At 58.0% G+C, this 16,003-nt stretch carries 10 protein-coding genes and 8 pseudogenes; 8 read left to right on the top strand and 10 right to left on the bottom strand.

What is annotated here, in order from left to right; all coding sequences use genetic code 11:
- Positions 1-581, top strand: a pseudogene (locus SO156_RS10705) (IS110 family RNA-guided transposase); the annotation flags it as partial.
- Positions 582-836: 255 nt separating this feature from the next.
- Here SO156_RS10705 and SO156_RS10700 read toward each other — a convergent pair.
- From SO156_RS10700 to SO156_RS10680, 5 genes and pseudogenes are all read right to left on the bottom strand, one after another.
- A pseudogene (locus tag SO156_RS10700) lies at positions 837-1,271 on the bottom strand (DDE-type integrase/transposase/recombinase); the annotation flags it as partial.
- Between the two features lie 131 nt (positions 1,272-1,402).
- Complete coding sequence (locus tag SO156_RS10695; RefSeq protein WP_498534759.1) at positions 1,403-2,728, bottom strand: CapA family protein; 1,326 nt, start codon at positions 2,726-2,728, stop codon at positions 1,403-1,405.
- Positions 2,729-3,131: 403 nt separating this feature from the next.
- A complete protein-coding gene (locus SO156_RS10690) occupies positions 3,132-4,793 on the bottom strand; it encodes a GMC family oxidoreductase (RefSeq protein WP_498534758.1) in 1,662 nt (553 codons plus the stop codon).
- 2 nt (positions 4,794-4,795) lie between these two features.
- The gene (locus SO156_RS10685) at positions 4,796-6,220 is read right to left on the bottom strand and encodes an aldehyde dehydrogenase family protein (RefSeq protein WP_498534757.1); all 1,425 of its coding nucleotides are present in this window, start codon (positions 6,218-6,220) and stop codon (positions 4,796-4,798) included.
- A gap of 511 nt (positions 6,221-6,731) precedes the next feature.
- Entirely contained in the window at positions 6,732-7,793 is a 1,062-nt protein-coding gene (locus SO156_RS10680; protein ID WP_498534756.1) for an ABC transporter substrate-binding protein, read from the bottom strand.
- 335 nt (positions 7,794-8,128) lie between these two features.
- On the opposite strand from SO156_RS10680, the pseudogene SO156_RS10675 reads away from it, so the two are divergent.
- From SO156_RS10675 to SO156_RS10650, 6 genes and pseudogenes are all read left to right on the top strand, one after another.
- Positions 8,129-8,328: pseudogene (locus SO156_RS10675) on the top strand (GntR family transcriptional regulator); the annotation flags it as partial.
- 351 nt (positions 8,329-8,679) lie between these two features.
- On the top strand, positions 8,680-9,411 hold the full coding sequence (locus tag SO156_RS10670) for a site-specific integrase (RefSeq protein WP_498534755.1): 732 nt from the start codon (positions 8,680-8,682) through the stop codon (positions 9,409-9,411).
- Positions 9,411-9,875 (top strand): tyrosine-type recombinase/integrase, encoded by a 465-nt coding sequence (locus SO156_RS10665; RefSeq protein ID WP_498534754.1) that lies wholly within the window; start codon positions 9,411-9,413, stop codon positions 9,873-9,875. Before SO156_RS10670 ends, SO156_RS10665 begins: the two co-directional genes overlap by 1 nt.
- 34 nt (positions 9,876-9,909) lie before the next feature.
- Entirely contained in the window at positions 9,910-10,359 is a 450-nt protein-coding gene (locus SO156_RS10660) for a hypothetical protein (RefSeq protein WP_498534753.1), read from the top strand.
- The gene (locus SO156_RS10655; protein ID WP_498534752.1) at positions 10,298-10,831 is read left to right on the top strand and encodes a tyrosine-type recombinase/integrase; all 534 of its coding nucleotides are present in this window, start codon (positions 10,298-10,300) and stop codon (positions 10,829-10,831) included. The genes SO156_RS10660 and SO156_RS10655 overlap by 62 nt, the downstream gene beginning before the upstream one ends.
- Positions 10,828-11,772 (top strand): annotated as a pseudogene (locus tag SO156_RS10650) (tyrosine-type recombinase/integrase). The gene SO156_RS10655 and the pseudogene SO156_RS10650 overlap by 4 nt, the downstream one beginning before the upstream one ends.
- Positions 11,773-12,349: 577 nt before the next feature.
- Here the strand turns inward: SO156_RS10650 and tnpB are convergent.
- From tnpB to SO156_RS10635, 3 genes and pseudogenes are all read right to left on the bottom strand, one after another.
- A complete protein-coding gene (tnpB, locus tag SO156_RS10645; RefSeq protein WP_498534771.1) occupies positions 12,350-12,439 on the bottom strand; it encodes an IS66 family insertion sequence element accessory protein TnpB in 90 nt (29 codons plus the stop codon).
- Between the two features lie 69 nt (positions 12,440-12,508).
- Positions 12,509-12,968: pseudogene (locus SO156_RS10640) on the bottom strand (transposase); the annotation flags it as partial.
- 90 nt (positions 12,969-13,058) lie between these two features.
- Positions 13,059-13,193 (bottom strand): annotated as a pseudogene (locus SO156_RS10635) (integrase core domain-containing protein); the annotation flags it as partial.
- A 75-nt stretch (positions 13,194-13,268) separates the two neighbouring features.
- Here SO156_RS10635 and SO156_RS10630 point away from each other — a divergent pair.
- A pseudogene (locus tag SO156_RS10630) lies at positions 13,269-14,290 on the top strand (IS110 family RNA-guided transposase).
- 257 nt (positions 14,291-14,547) lie between these two features.
- On the opposite strand, the pseudogene SO156_RS10625 reads toward SO156_RS10630, so the two are convergent.
- Together SO156_RS10625 and SO156_RS10620 are read right to left on the bottom strand one after the other, a co-directional pair.
- Positions 14,548-15,455, bottom strand: a pseudogene (locus SO156_RS10625) (IS3 family transposase); the annotation flags it as partial.
- Positions 15,452-15,889 (bottom strand): aminopeptidase P family N-terminal domain-containing protein, encoded by a 438-nt coding sequence (locus SO156_RS10620; RefSeq protein ID WP_498534770.1) that lies wholly within the window; start codon positions 15,887-15,889, stop codon positions 15,452-15,454. The pseudogene SO156_RS10625 and the gene SO156_RS10620, both read right to left, overlap by 4 nt.
- Between the last annotated feature and the right edge of the window lie 114 nt (positions 15,890-16,003).

The following is a 16,003-nucleotide window of genomic DNA, read 5'->3' as shown; positions in this document are numbered from 1 at the left end:
GGAGTTATCGTTGGGCAAGGCCGACAAAGCGTGGATGGTTTGCTGCAAATGTTGGACGACGATCGGGTACCGCTGCCGACTACGGCGCGCATGCGCTGGCAGCGCTTGTAAACCAGATGAAGGAAGTCGACCGGCAGATCGAAGCCATCGAGCGAGAGTTGGCTGAGATCCAGAGAGCGCATCCGGTGGCGAGATTGCTTGCTTCCATCCCCGGCGTCGGTCCCATAACGGCTACAGCCCTTGCTGCCACCGTCTCCGATCCGACCATGTTCCGCTCCGGACGGGAGTTCGCAGCTTGGCTCGGCCTAACGCCAAGGCAGAACTCGACTGGTGGAAAGGATCGGCTCGGCCGCATAACGAAGCAGGGAGATTCTTATCTTAGGCACTTGCTGGTCATCGGAGCACGTAACGTCGTCCGGTTCCCAAAGGCACGCTCACGAGTCGGAGGCGGGTGGATCGACGCTCTGCTCGAGCGACGTAGACCCATGGTTGTCGCAGTCGCCGTTGCCAACAAGTTGGCTCGGATCGTCTGGGCGATGATGACGACGGGGGAGTATTATAGGCCTACATCTGCTGCGTGAAGTTTGCGGATGGGGCTAACTTAAGGTGTGAGGGCAGATGACAGCGTGATGGAAACCGGCGGAGCTGGGGATCGAGAAAGCCCGAAGAGTTTTAAGCGCAACAAGCGCGACCCGTTGATGAGGCCTCGATCCGCGATCTCCATCAGGGCCAGCGGCCATGCATCGGTCGCACTAACAGGCCGTATACCTGAACGCACCCGACCGTGGTCCAAAATGTTGTCGAAACCTCTTGCACCCGCGGGGCCGTCTATACATAAAACTCTCGATGAAGCCGTTCTGCATCGGCTTGCCGGGCGCGATGAAGTGCCAGTTGATGGCGGCGTCCTTGCACCAGGCGAGCATGGCATTGCAGGTGAACTCAGTGCCATGGTCGGACACGATCATTCCTGGCTTGCCGCGCTGCTCGACGATTGCCGTGAGTTCGCGGGCGACACGCCGTCCGGAGATTGACCTATCCGGAATGGCGCCCAGGCATTCCTTTGTGACGTCGTCGACAATGTTGAGGATGCGGAAGCGCCGGCCGTTGGCAAACTGGTCGTGGACAAAGTCCAGCGACCAGCGCGCGTTGGGCCTGGCCTCGACCAGGATCGGGGCTCGGGTCCCCACGGCCTTGCGGCGGGCCCGCCGCTTGCGGACGACGAGTCCTTCCTCCCGATAAAGCCGGTAGATCCGGTTGATCCCCGATGGCTGAGGCTTCTCTTGAGCCTAAACGATTGATGCGGCTACGCACCGTCCCAGCCGCACTCAAATGCGCTTCTAAACGGACGACCCGCGTCAGCACGGTATCGCCTTATCCGCAACGATTTTGCGTGATCCAGTTCTCAGGACCTATTTAAGACGAGATCAGCATAAATTCTCAGCTGTCCAATAAATGAATTACGCTCATCTGAGGATCGTGCGCAATCAGCCAATGCGTCGTTAAGCTTCTCGATTTGTATCAGTTGCGTGTCCCCTCGGCGGAAGCAGTTCTGGAAAACCGGAATTGGCTCTACGGCGGAAACATAAGTGCAACGTGCGCCCCTTGAACGTCCCGTCGCCAGCTTTATTCTGAGAATGAGGCCCAAGGCTATATGGGGAGCTGCATCCCACCAACTCGTCAAACCGCCCAACGAATAAGCGATTACCCCAACGCGATCTGGATCTCTTTTCGGCCGGTAGTACTCAATCGGCTGGACTACATGCGGATGGTGGCCTAAAATTAAATCTACTCCGTCTTCTATTAACGTATGAGCGGTGTCGATCTGCTTCTGTCGCGGAAAGAATTCAAATTCGTGACCCCAATGAAGAGAGGCAACAATGAAGTGGCAGCCTTGACTTTTGCAGTCGTCGATCTGCTTTCTTAGCAGATCGAGCTCTGGCTCCACGAATTTGGATGATATTCTAGCTGTATGTACGCGATATTTCTGCTCGCCTGAAGGCTGATGACCATTAAGCCCAAATGTTACTGAAACAAATCCGATCTTAGTTGCTGCCTTCGTTATAGTAACCGCGCGCCCATATGCCTCGTGAGTTCTCGGCGTGCCGACGCCCGCGATTCTACATTTAGCAAAATGGTCTTGTGTTGTCTCGAGACCTTCAATTCCCATATCAAAGCTATGATTGTTGGCGAAATTGAGAGCAGTAAAGTATCTTTCCTGATGCCCCGCCATTGCGAAGAATTGATCTGGCGAAACACACATCAGAGGCGGGCTATCCGGACCGCGTCCGGGGATAAAAGACGTGCTTATCTGTTGTTGAGTTACGGGCGCCTCCAAATTCGCAAATGAAATATCAGCATCGAATAGTGATTCTGCAACTTTTGCAAATAGTACGTCCTTGGAAGCCTCCATGCCGTCTAGCGGGATTAGGTCTCCGGCCGCGCTTAGAGTGACCTCGGATTCGATACGGAGGTCACGAGGCAACTCCAAAATAGACCCGTTATGCTTGAATAAAACGTCAACCACATTTCGTTCCGCTCTCACAACAGGATTTTTTAATTTGTAGTACCAGTACGCCCGATCTGTAATTGTCATCTCTGCGCGATCAGTGGCTGCATCCTGGAGCGGACACTCCCACTGGCCGGACAGCTCGGCTTGTCTGATAGCGGCGTTTATTTGCTCCTGGATCGCAGACGCTTCGCTTTGGTCGGTCTCTGTCTTTCCTTGCATAACTCTGGCTCCTGTTGCTGGCTCGCGTAGGGCCGCTCGATTCAAATTGCTGTTCAAGAACGCCGCGCGCTACCATCTGCATAGGAGGTAAGCGGGCATTGCGTCTTCAGGCGTCCTGCATGTTCCGGCCGGGCCCGATGCAAATCGCAATATATAGAGGTTACTTACAATTTTTATCGCAATTTCCGGGCTCATGCCGGAGATCCGCGATTTTTTCGCCGTCAGTTCCGCGAGATTCTGCGTCCACTAGCATCCCCATATGAGGTTGGCCGACCCACGTTCCCGTCTCGCCCTATAACGAAGTATAGTTCCGTTCTGATTTCCTGGGCTTTTCCGAGCGCATCGCCGAGCCGCTCCGTTAGCGATGTGGTTTGGCTGACGGACCGGCGGCGGCTGCTGGCTTCTATCCGGGAAGCAGCTCCTTGCGAACATCAGCCGATGGTGCTGCATCGCGAGCATTTGCGCGAATAAGATCGGCCGCTTTCTCAGCGATCATAATCGTCGTTGCATTTAGGCCGCCAGCAACGATTGTAGGCATGATCGATGCGTCAACGATTCTTAGTCGCTCGACGCCTCTAACGCGGAGTTCCGGATCAACCACCGCCGCATCGTCGCTGCCCATGCGGCACGTGCCACAAGGATGTTTTCCGCTGCCAGCGGTGGCGCGAATCCAGTCTGCGATTTCACCTGCGTGCTGGATGCCCGGACCAGGAGCAATCTCCTCTTCAATAAACGGCACGAGTGCAGGTTGCGCGGCGACCTTGCGCACCTCGCCAACCGCCTCGACCAAGGTGTGCAGATCATCCGGCACAGAGAAATAGCCACTTTCAATTTTAGGGTTGACGGAGGGGTCAGAGGAGACAAGCGAAACTGTGCCGCGACTGTCGGTATCCAGATGATTTATGGCGATACTGAAACCTTCACGGCTGAGCTTGTCGCCCCCGAAGCCGGGCCACCGCAGAGCTGTCAGTCCGAGACCGAGGACGAAGTGCCATTGGATATTAGGGCGAGAGAGGTCTGGACGTGTCCGACTGAAACCACCAGCTTCGACCGGGAAGCTGGTTCCAGGGCCTGACCGCAAGAGCACCGCCTGCGCCATCATCAACGCAGCGCGGTCGACTCGAACCAAGCTGTGCAAAGTAAGCGGCTGAGTGCAGCCGTACTGCAAGGTAATCGTCGGATGGTCTTGAAGATTACTACCCACCGACGGTAGATGAGTAATGGACGGTATGCCCAACTTCGACAACGCGTCCGTGTCGCCGATGCCCGAATGAAGCAGAAGGAATGGCGAATGGATCGCGCCGGCGCAGAGTATCACCTCAGCATCAGCAAATGCTTGGACAGTTTTTCCAAACCGGCTGTACTCGATGCCGATCGCACGTCGCCCTTGGAAGACGACCCGCTTAGCATGTGCTCGAGTTACCACGCGCAGATTCGGACGTCGACGGGCCTGATCCAGGAAGGCTCGGGCGACTGACCATCGACGCCCGCTACGAATTGTGAACTCGTAGCGCCCAAATCCGTCTTGCGTTTCGCCATTGAAGTCATCGCATGCTGAAAAACCCGCCTCGACCGCAGCTCGAATGAATGCCGGGTATAGCGGATTGGGAGAAGATGCCTTCTGGACGTGTAGTGGACCTCCCTGGTTGTGGTAGGGCAAACCTCTTGATTCATGCCCCTCAGATTTAAGGAAGTACGGCAAGACGTCCTTGTAGCCCCATCCTGGATTTCCCATGTCACGCCAACGATCATAGTCCGCGGGATTGCCACGCAGGTATTGCATGCCGTTGAGCGATGAAGATCCACCAATTACGCGCCCACGCGGCCAGAACTCACGTCGCCCTGCCAGCGCAGCGCTGGGTTCCGTGAAGAGCGACCAACCATGCACGCCGCCGCGGCGCAGCATTTTACCCGTCCCGATCGGGATCCGTATCAACGGGCTCCAGTCTTCGCCACCGGCCTCCAAAAGTAGGACTCGGTTCGAGGTCTCTTCGGAGAGCCGCGATGCCAGGGCACATCCGGCAGAGCCTGCCCCCACGATAATATAAGAATAACGTTTTGACATTGTTATTTCGTCCCGTAGCCAAGTATCGCCTTTACCTCGAGGTATTCCTCCAGCCCCCACCTGCCGTTTTCGCGCCCGTTGCCCGATTGTTTGTACCCGCCCACCGGCGCGGACCTATCGGATGCTGGGTAGTTGATATGGACGGTGCCGACGCGAATGCGGCCTGCAACTCGCCGCGCATTCGCAAGATCGCTCGACTGAATATAGGCCGCCAAGCCGTAGATCGTATCGTTCGCGAGTTCGACCACCTCTTCTTCATTCCTGTAAGGCAGGATCGACAGAACCGGTCCAAATATCTCCTCGCGCGCAATAGTCATGTCATTCCGCACATTGGCAAACAGTGTCGGACGCACGAAATAGCCAGACTTGAGATGCTTGGGCCGATCTCGACCACCAGTGACGAGCTCTGCTCCCTCGTCGATTCCGACCTGGATCAGGCGCTGCACTTTATTGAACTGAGTCTCATTGACCACTGGACCAAGATCTGTGCTGGGATCGCGAACATCACCAACCACAAGTTTTTCGACGGCCGCTTTGGCGATCGCCTTCACCTCGTCGTGCCTGTCTGCCGGAACGAACATTCGCGTGGGCGCGCTGCAGGCCTGGCCACTATTGCGCATTGCTCTGAGCACGCCCTGCGTGACGGCATTTTTGAAGTCAACAGCAGACAACAAAATATTGGCCGACTTTCCCCCGAGTTCTTGAGCCACACGCTTGACCGTTCTTGCGGCACCTTGGGCAACCCGGGTGCCAGCGCGCGTCGAGCCGGTAAACGACATCATGTCAATGCCAGGATGGGCAGACATAGCTTCGCCAACAGCACCACCCTCGCCCTGGACCATATTATAAACACCTTTAGGCACGCCAGCCGCATGCATCACCTCCGACCAGATGATGGCGTTCAAGGGTGCCACTTCAGAGGGCTTCAGCACCATGGTGCACCCAGCAGCGATCGCTGGCGCTACCTTCATTATGATTTGGCCTATAGGCCAGTTCCATGGAGTGATCAAGCCGACTACCCCGATCGGCTCTCGGACGATTTTGGTACCTCCTCTAAGTTCTTCAAACTGATAGTGTTGCAGCACGTCGATCATGCTAATCAGATCGGCGGGCGCCGACTGCTGGTCGCGTGCAAGCTTCAGGGGGGCGCCCATTTCCCGACAGAGAACTTCGGCAACGTCGTCGCGCCGTTTCTCGTACTCCGCAAGTATGCTCCGCAGAAGCTCGATCCTTTCTTGCGGAGCAGTGCGAGAAAAAGAGAGAAACGCAGCGCGAGCGGCGGTGACAGCGCGGTTGACGTCCTTTGGTCCACCCAAAGCAATACGAGTGAAGACTTCCTCAGTCGAAGGATCGGTCACATCCAGGAGCTTTTGCTCCAGAGGGGCAACCCAAGCTCCGTCTACATAATGCTCGCGTTCGTGCACCATTCCACCCTAGAAGAACTGATCCGTTTGACGCACTTGTGCGCTACTGGCCTTCGGCGGCGCCAATACCAATTTCGGAGAGATTAATTCCGCATTGGAATTGATCGCACTCTTGGAAATGCCGTGTAATCCAATGGTAAAGCGCAACGAGTTAGGTGCACTCCTTGCAGGAGCGTGCGTGATGCAGGCGATACTCCTCCTGCAATAGGTAAGGGGCGAGGATATCTTCCCCGACGACGGTGTTTCGGAGCCACTCCTTGATCCTCGATCGTGCCGCCCAATTGAGAAAGCTGACAACCGGTTCAACTACAGCACACTCTTCGGGCAGTTGCGGCCTATCATTGCGCCATCCTCCATCGCAGGATGAATGGCAGCTGCGTGCTCAAACTCCCAAGCCGATACGTTCTCGCCTGCATCGGACGCTGTCAGTGATGCGACCGTAGAACCAGAGATTTCTCACAATATCTCCCATCACTAGAGCTTCGTCAGTCGCATCTTGATTGCAATCGGGCAATCAAGTCAGGACCCATTCCTTGAAGCGGCGCGATATGGCCTGCAGGTTGTCGGCCCAATACGCACCGTCGAGAACGACATTGTTGGGATCGTTCATATCAGGCATCCACTTTCTCGCCTCAGCGTTTAACATGGACATTGCCTTTTTTGAGTTCGGAACTGTGGGCGTCAGGTTGAATAGTCGCGCCTGAACTTCCGGGCGCATGTTGTAGGCAATAAACTTCATCGCGTTCTGCCTGTTCGGCGCCCCTTTGGGGATCGCGAGCTTCTCGGTGCTGAGCAAGTTCTGTTCAAATGAGAATGCCAACGGCATTCCACCTCCCGGCTCATTCGTGCTTTTGACGCGATTGGCATACGTATAGCTGAAATCGACCTCGCCCGTCTGCAAAAGAGAGATCGTCTGAGGAGTCGCAGTTATCCACGAGGCAATGCTAGGCTTGATACGATCGAGTACCTTGAACGCGCGATCAACATCGAGCGGATAGATGCTTGTCGGTGCGACGCCATCGGCAAGAAGCGCGGCCTCAACCGTCTCGTTGGGACGATTGCGAAAGGTGCGGCGGCCAGGGAACTTCTTCAAGTCGAAATAACCGGCGAAATTGGTCGGGTGTTTTCCTTCACCGTATTTGCTCGGATTCCATGCTACGCCGCCTGCGAACATATCCCATGTGACGTATTCGCTAGTCGGTGGGATTGCCATATCTTCCATCTCAACGGTTGAAAGGTCGAGCTTTTCCCAAAAACCCTGCTTGGATCCTGTTGCAGCCACTTCTGCTGTCACGTTAAAAAGATCGACATCTACATTACCTGTGAGCTGCTGCGCCTTCACCTTTGCAAGGTCCGGTGTAGGGACAAAATTGACCTTGATACCCGTTTCCTCGGTGAAGGGATTGGTCACGGTCTTGACCAATGCCTCTTCGAAACTTCCGCCCCAACTAGTGAACGTTAGCGAGCCAGAGTTGGTGGCGGCGCGCGAGGCCCTCAGCAGCAATGGCGCGGCGAATACGCCGGTGGTTCCGGTCAAGAACGAGCGACGCGAGAGAGTTGATATTGATTTCCGCATGACTATCTTTCCTGGGCCATTTCGGGGCTTTGTGCGCGGATGACAGTCGTAAGAGGCCTAGTTCGATCTTCAAGCAGGCAGCTTGCGAAGCCAATGGTTCGTCGAAACCGAATAACCGGCCCGATAAAGCAAGAGAAGCAGCAGCGAGAGCTTTCCGCGCATACTTTTTCCGTTCTTTGAATTTATCAACTTGGCTCGATCAGTGTGAAATGTGACCACCCCCTTTTCAACGAGGCCAATACCAACTTCGGATAGATCAATACCAAATCGGAATTAACGGTCCTGGATAGCGACGCTGCCCTTTCTTCTCCTTCGCTGCGAAACTCGGTGAATAGATTGCCGAAGTTCGCGCGGCACTCGAAGTCGTGGCGTTGCGGAATGCCGGGCCGAAGCTCATGTCCAATCATCTCGCACGAATTGAACTCGTCCTGATTGAAGGAGACCGTGCCGAGACGATTGGGAATTTGAGGCCACCAACCGCGCTTTTCATCAGCCGCTAGTTGAGTGTGCGTTGCCGCGACTACCCGTCAAATGTTGACGTAACGGTTACGTTAGTTCTCGATTGCTGCTCGCAATGGCGCGAAATGCCGGTGGCCCCTGGTTAACCATCTTGAGCGGATGACTGACCGCGCTTATGCGGCGTGAGCGATGTTCTGAGTCGCCTAATTCCAAGGCATGAGTTCGTGGATGCGCTCGGCAGGATGATCCGGCAGGCAGCCAGCAGGTCGCAAGCCTGTAGATCGATGTCATTGGGCTTTGCGGTTTATGCCGCCCGCCAAACTATGCCGAGTCGGGTCGTTTTCCCCAGATTTCTCGCTGGCCGGCGTTTGGTCGGTTCGGCATAGTTCGTTCTGTGCCTCTGCTTTCAACAGCGGAGAACAGGAAGATGGAAGTCGAGGAGTACTTGGGTAGAAGCCGGCTGTACCGGCGTCTCAGAAGCGGGCCGCACGGACAGTTCGTCGAGCGCTACGCCGCTCGTCTCGTCGAAGAGAGGCTCGTTCGGCACGGCACGTGGCGTTGCCTCAACGTGGTCGGCGGGCTCCTTGGTTGGATCGCGAGCCGTCGCTACAAGTTGGTCGATCTCGATGAGCAGGTCGTTGAGCGGTACCTCCAACATCGAGGCAGGAGGCAGTCTATCCAACCCGGTGACCGAGCTGCGCTCAAGCGATGGCTGACGGTGCTGCGCGAGGAAGGCGCGATCACGCCGTTGGTGCTACCGCCTCTCACCCCGCACGAACGGATCTTCAAGGAGTTCGCTGCCTACCTGCGATCAGAGCGCGGCTTGGCCCCGAGGTCCATCGTCCGCCATCTCCCAGTCATCCGCAGGTTCCTGCACGAAGTGTGCTCCGGCGGCGCCGGCGCCCTGGGCAAGATCAGCCAAGAGGACGTGATCCGCTACGTTGAGCGCCACGCCCAGGACGGGAGTCCGGGGACAGGCAAGGCGATGTGCTGGTCGTTGCGTGCCTTTCTCCGTTACCTCCACCATCGGGGGCTGAACTCGCGCCCGCTGGCGGATTGCGTTCCATCGATGCGCCGATGGAACTCGCAACTCTACCGACCTATCTGCCTGCCGCTCAGGTGCAGAAGGCTCTCGACGGTTGCGACCGAGAGACGGTGATGGGACGGCGCGACTACGCCATTCTGTTGTTGCTGGCCAAGCTCGGCCTGCGGGCCGACGAGGTTGCGACGCTCACCCTCGACGATATCGACTGGCGCGCCAGCGAGATACTCGTTCGCGCCAAGGGCCGACAGCGTGCACGAATGCCGATACCGCCAGACATTGGCGCGGCTATCGTTGCATATCTGCGCAATGGCCGCCCAAAGTCGTCGTGCCGACGGCTGTTCGTCCGCACACTCGCGCCACACGTCGGCTTTGCTTCCGGATGCGCGATCACCATGATCGCCAAGGCCGCCCTCGATCGCGTTGGAACCGACGGTTGCGCACATCGCGGCGCCCATATCTTCCGACACAGTCTCGCTACCGAGCTTCTCCGATCTGGCGCGACCTTGTCGGAGATCGGACAGTTGCTGCGGCACGAGCCACCACCCGGATTTACGCAAAGGTCGACATCGATGCGCTGAGAGCATTGAGCCTGCCCTGGCCGGGAGGCTTGCAATGACCGATCTGCGCTCCGCACTCGATAGGTACCTGAGCATTCGCAAGGGGTTGGGATACAAGTACGAGCACCAGACCCGTCGGCTCGCCGACTTCGTCGCCTTCATGGAGAAGCGCAAAGCCAGGATCATCACGACAAAGCTGGCAATGGAATGGGCAACGCTGCCGCCCAATCGTCATGCATCCTGGGCGCTGCGATTGAGCGACGTGCGAGGGTTCGCGCGCCATTTCGCCAACTTCGATCCGAGAACGGATGTGTCGCCCGTCGGCATGCTGCCCGGATGGAAGCGCGCCAAGCCCTATGTCTACAGGGACGCGGAGATCGATGCGTTGCTGACGGCAGCGCTGGCTTTGCCGCCAGCAGACGGGCTGCGCCGATGGACCTACCTTGTTCGGGCTGATCGCGGTGACAGGCATGCGTATATCCGAGGCGATGGGCCTGGAGCGTGATGCGGTCGACCTCGACGCCGGCGTGATGACGGTCCGGCTGACCAAGTTCGGCAAGTCGCGGCTCGTGCCATTGCATCCGACGACGAGAACCGCGTTGCGCGAGTACGCCCACCGGCGCGACACGATGCTCGGATCACGCTGCGGCTCGACCTTCTTCGTTGCCGAACAGGGAGGCCGCTTGCTGCACCAGTACGTTCATCGCGTCTTCTGGCGATTGTCCCGAGAGATCGGGCTGCGGCGCCCAGGTGATCGTACCGGGCCACGCGTGCACGACTTCCGTCATCGCTTCGCCATCCGGACGCTGCTCGATTGGTATCGCGAAGGCAAGGACATCGAGCAACAACTCCCAGTGCTCTCCACTTACCTCGGCCACGCCTGCGTGCGCGATACCTACTGGTATCTCTCGGCCTGCCCCGAGTTGATGGAAGAAGCGGCGCGGCGTCTCGATCGGCGATGGGAGGTGACGCAATGAAGCCCGCCTGCAACGTCGCCACGTTGATCGAGCGCTTCTTCACCGAGCGCCTCATGCGTCAGCGCAATGTTAGCGGCAACACGATCGCCTCCTACAGAGACACGTTCCGGCTGCTGTTCATGTTCGCGCAGGTGCGGCTGCGGAAGTTCCCATCGGCCCTGACGCTCGCCGATCTGGATGCAACGTTTATCGGCGCGTTCCTCACCGATCTCGAGGTAAAGCGCGGTGCCAGCGCGAAGACGCGTAACCTGCGTCTGACGGCCATCAGATCCTTCTTCAGGTTCGTGTCCTTCGAGGAACCGGCACACAGTGCGCTGATCCAGCGCGTGCTCGCCATACCGAGCAAGCGCCATGACAAGCGACAGGTGCACTTCCTGACGCGCCCCGAGATCGAGGCAGTTCTCGCCGCGCCCGATCGAACGACGTGGCTTGGTCGCCGCGATCACACCTTGCTGCTGGTCGCGGCCCAGACAGGCTTGCGCCTCTCAGAGTGCACACGTACGATGCGTCGGTAAAGGGCGGAAGGAGCGGACCACTCCGCTGACCACACTCGCTCGGTGTGCGCTCCAGGCATGGCTCAAGGACCGTTGCGGAAAGGAGCAACAGCGTTGTTCCCGAACGTGCACGGGGGCCGACTCAGTGCGGATAGCGTCCAGTCCCTGCTGGGAAAGCATGTTCGTGTCGCTCACAAGAGTTGCCCGTCTTTGAAGGCCAAGAGCGTGTCGCCGCACGTGCTGAGGCACAGCGCTGCGATGGAACTGCTGCGCAAGCCGGCGTCGACTGCTCCGTGATCGCGCTGTGGCTCGGTCATGAATCGCGAGACGACGCAGACGTACCTGCACGCCCACCTCGTCCTCAAGGAAGCTGCCCTGGCGAAGCTCAAGCCGTACGAGCGCGGCAAGCGAATCCGCTTCCAACCGAACGACCTCCTACTCGCCTGAACGACCAGACTATGCCGAATGGAATGGGGCCGCCCTGCACGCGATCGACGCGTGCCAGAGTGACAACGGCGTGCCATACCAAATCCGTTCGGCATAGTTCGGTGGGCGGCATAATCCTGCCTAGGTCGCAATCGGCATAGGGCAGTGGCGATGAGGGTGTAGATCGCGGCCGCGCACCGGCCGCCCTCATCGGAGCCGGCGAAGGTCCAATTTCATCCGCCCATGGCGACATATCTCCCCGATTCGAATCGCGATATCCCAATGCGCGCCCATCGATGGGCGACGCCAACTCTGCCTCGATGAGGATATGTGGAGGCGGAATCGCCCTGGATCTGGGGAAGGCGCTAATCGGATTGTTGGCGAGCTCGGGTCTGCGATCGGGCGAAGCAGTCAGGCTCGATCGTTCCGACGTCGATCTCGCCAGTGGGGTTCTCCTCGTTCGGAAACCAAGTTCCGCAATGATCGTCTCGCTCCAGTTCACGCTTTCAATCCATCCCATCCAGCAGTGCCGTCAACTGCGCCGGGGTTGAGCTGCACCCGGTGACGCCCAATCCGCGGCCAACAGAACTTCGCCTTTTCACACGCCGGAGCCATCCCACCATACGATCTTTATTTTGTCGGCTCTCTCGGCCCGGAAGACATAAAGCGCTCCTGGCCAGCCATCCAGTCGACTTCCGCAAGCGTATCGATGGCCTTGTTGCGCTTGTGCGCGATGTCGGCTCAGATCCCACCTTCAAACGCGGCGATAGACGTAGCGAACGCGAACATGACAGATCTCCTTGATCCGATCTTCGAGGGCAGCCTGGCCGGAGCGACGCGACTTGTAATGGTAGGTCGATCGGTCGAACTCGAGGGCTTCACAAGCCTTCCGGATCGAGACCTGCCACTCACCGCAAACCTCGTCGACCAGCTTGCGCTTCCGTGCAGGCCTCATAACTTTCGGCGGATCAGGTCCTGCAGCATCTCCCTGTCAGCGACAATTCCGCCACCAGCTTCTTCAGCTTGGCGTTCTTATCCTCGAGCTGTTTCAACCGCCGCATCTCGATCGGCAGCAGCCCTTCATACTTCTTTTTCCAGTTGAAGTAGGTCGCCTGGCTGATCCCGGCCTTGCGGCAGACCTCCGCCACCGCAACCCCGTCATGGGCTTGGTTCAGGATGAACGCCTTCTGGGCGTCCGAAAATCTTGAGGCCTTCATCGTCGTCCGCTCCTCCCAGCCGAGGGGATTCGGCAGGCGCAAACTCTAGCCAAAAATGGTCCAGTTTGCCGGCCTCAGATCAGTCACGGTGGTCAGGTATTTCAGCGACGAGTGAGGCCGCCGGATATTGTAGTCGGCGACCCAGTTGGCGATCTTGGTGCGGGCGTCGTCGAGATCGAAGAAGAGGGTGTCGTTGAGTAGCTCATCGCGCATCCGGCCATTGATGGGGAAGACGGCCCCGCTCTCTCGGCGCCGATGAAATGATGCCAGATATGCTGGCGGCAGAAGGAGTCATTCAAGATGAACGTCGCGACGATTGGGTTGGACATTTCGAAGTTCGCTTTTCATCTCCATGCGGTTGATGACGCAGGTCGGTGACCTGTCGCCAACGCCTGCGGCGTGGTGAGATCATCTCCTTCTTCTCAACACTGGCCACCCTGTCTGGTCGGCATCGAGGCCTGTGCTTCCGCGCACCACTGGGCACGCGAGATCCAGCGGCTTGGGCATGATGTGAGATTGATTCCACCGGCATATGTAAAGCCCTACGTCCGGCGAGGAGCCAAGAACGATGCCACTGATGCGGCCGCAATCTGCGAGGCGGTTGCTCGCCCTAACATGCGGTTCGTACCAATCAAGAGTGTCGAGAACCAAGGCTTCCTGATGCTTCATCGAGCGAGAGGCCTGCTGGTTCGCCAGAGGACCAGGACGGCTTGCGCCATCCGAGCCCATTTTGCTGAGTTCGGAGTTATCGTTGGGCAAGGCCGACAAAGCGTGGATGGTTTGCTGCAAATGTTGGACGACGATCGGGTACCGCTGCCAACTACGGCGCGCGTGCGCTGGCAGCGCTTGTAAACCAGATGAAGGAAGTCGACCGGCAGATTGAAGCCATCGAGCGAGAGTTGGCTCAGATCCAGAGAGCGCATCCGGTGGCGAGATTGCTTGTTTCAATCCCTGGCGTCGGTCCCATAACGGCTACAGCCCTTGCTGCCACCGTCTCCGATCCGACCATGTTCCGCTCCGGACGGGAGTTCGCAGCTTGGCTCGGCCTAACGCCAAGGCAGAACTCGACTGGTGGAAAGGATCGGCTCGGCCGCATAACGAAGCAGGGAGATTCTTATCTTAGGCACTTGCTGGTCATCGGAGCACGTAACGTCGTCCGGTTCCCAAAGGCACGCTCACGAGTCGGAGGCGGATGGATCGAAGCTCTGCTCGAGCGACGTAGACCCATGGTTGTCGCAGTCGCCGTTGCCAACAAGTTGGCTCGGATCGTCTGGGCGATGATGACGACGGGGGAGTATTATAGGCCTACATCTGCTGCGTGAAGCTTGCGGATGGGGCTAACTTAAGGTGTGAGGGCAGATGACAGCGTGATGGAAACCGGCGGAGCTGGGGATCGAGAAAGCCCGAAGAGTTTTAAGCGCAACAAGCGCGACCCGTTGATGAGGCCTCGATCCGCGATCTCCATCAGGGCCAGCGACCATGCATCGGTCGCACTAACAGGCCGTATACCTGAACGCACCCGACCGTGATCCAAAATGTTGTCGAAACCTCTTGCACCCGCGGGGCCGTCTATACATGAACTCTCGATGAAGTCGTTCTGCATCGGCTTTTCTAGGGCTGAAGTGCCAGTCGATGACCGTGTCCATGCTCCAGGCCAGCATGGCGTTGCAGGTGAACTTGGTGCAATGGTCGGACACGATCATTTCTGGCTTGCCACGTCGTGCGACGATCGCCGTCAGTTTGCGGGCGACGCGCCCTCCCGAGATCGACGTATCCGGAATGGCGCCCAGGCATTCCTTGGTCCCTTCATCGACGATGTTGAGGATGCGGAAGCGCCGCCCGTTGGCGAACCGGTCGTGGACGAAGTCCGGCGACCAGCGGGTAGTGGGCTTAGCCTCCACCAGAATCGAGGCCTGGGTCCCCACGGCCTTGCAGGCTCGTCGCTTGCGAACCGTGAGCCCTTCTCGCGATAAAGCCGGTAGATCCGGTTGATCCCCGACGGTTCGCCTGCCCGCCGCAGCAAGACGAACAGCCGGCGGGATCCGAAACGCCGCCGCTCGTTGGCGAGATCGCGCAATCGGCCACGCAGCTCCGCATCCGGAGGGCAACTGGAGTGATAGCGGATCATCTTCCGATCCGCGCCGACGATCGAACAGGCCCGCCGTTCCGACAGGCTCATGACGGCCTGCAGATGCGCGCCCGCAGCGCGCTTGGCGGCGGGCCCTACCATTTTGAAAGGAGCTCGCGCAGGGCGGCCACATCAAGCATCTGCTCGGCCAGAAGCTTTTTTAGCTTCGCGTTCTCCTCTTCCGGCACCTCTAACCGCTTGGCCTCAGAGACATCCATGCCGCCGAATTTGGCCTTCCAATTGTAGATTGTCGCCTCGGAGATTCCATGCTTGCGAGCCAGGTCGGCTGTCTTTGTCCCAGTCTCACGCTCCTTCAACACAGCGATAATCTGCTCTTCCGTAAACGTTGCTCGCTTCAAGCGAGGCTTCCATTCCGGCAATGTGCGCGTTGTGAACCCGGCGCAGGCGCTCCGATGGTTTGCCAAGCCCGCATCATCGCCGCGTCCGAAATGGCGGCAGCGTCCCGCATCGTGGCGGCTTCAAGGTCTGACTTACCGATCCGGATCCAGGTAACAGCATTGGAGCAATCGACGATCCTAGCGTCTGGGAGGCGGGCTCTAAATTTCGCCGCTGCTAGAGATCCTAAGTTCCCGAACTCAATTCCCATGCCGCGACCTGCAAGGTTCCTATCGTGTAGCAGATCAATGATGTTGTCATAGCCATCCCTCTCAGGGTTGCCGATGAGCGCTTCCGGATAGCTGATAACACTCATACACGTTTGATGAATCGCTGCGGGTGCATCCATCTGGCGCAGGATAAAGGTAGGCTCCTCTTCATCGATCGAAACAACTATGCCTTCTTGCAGGCCTTATGCTGGTTAACTCGAGGCCTTGCCACGAAGGAAACCGAAGAACAGCGCTTAGTTCTGTCAATTGCGTCCAAGCCTCTGAATTTGAGAGAGAGAGAG

It is taken from the genome of Bradyrhizobium sp. UFLA05-125, assembly GCF_059803515.1.
The sequence above is the reverse complement of the archived record's forward strand: the minus strand, read 5'-3'. Positions and strand labels throughout refer to the sequence as shown.

What these genes read in the sequence shown, in the direction of transcription:
- SO156_RS10660 (WP_498534753.1), top strand. Translation starts at nt 9,910, where the DNA reads ATGACCGATCTGCGCTCCGCACTCGATAGGTACCTGAGCATTCGCAAG.
- SO156_RS10695 (WP_498534759.1), bottom strand. Translation starts at nt 2,728, where the DNA reads ATGCAAGGAAAGACAGAGACCGACCAAAGCGAAGCGTCTGCGATCCAG.
- SO156_RS10690 (WP_498534758.1), bottom strand. Translation starts at nt 4,793, where the DNA reads ATGTCAAAACGTTATTCTTATATTATCGTGGGGGCAGGCTCTGCCGGA.
- SO156_RS10670 (WP_498534755.1), top strand. Translation starts at nt 8,680, where the DNA reads ATGGAAGTCGAGGAGTACTTGGGTAGAAGCCGGCTGTACCGGCGTCTC.
- SO156_RS10685 (WP_498534757.1), bottom strand. Translation starts at nt 6,220, where the DNA reads ATGGTGCACGAACGCGAGCATTATGTAGACGGAGCTTGGGTTGCCCCT.
- SO156_RS10665 (WP_498534754.1), top strand. Translation starts at nt 9,411, where the DNA reads ATGGGACGGCGCGACTACGCCATTCTGTTGTTGCTGGCCAAGCTCGGC.
- SO156_RS10680 (WP_498534756.1), bottom strand. Translation starts at nt 7,793, where the DNA reads ATGCGGAAATCAATATCAACTCTCTCGCGTCGCTCGTTCTTGACCGGA.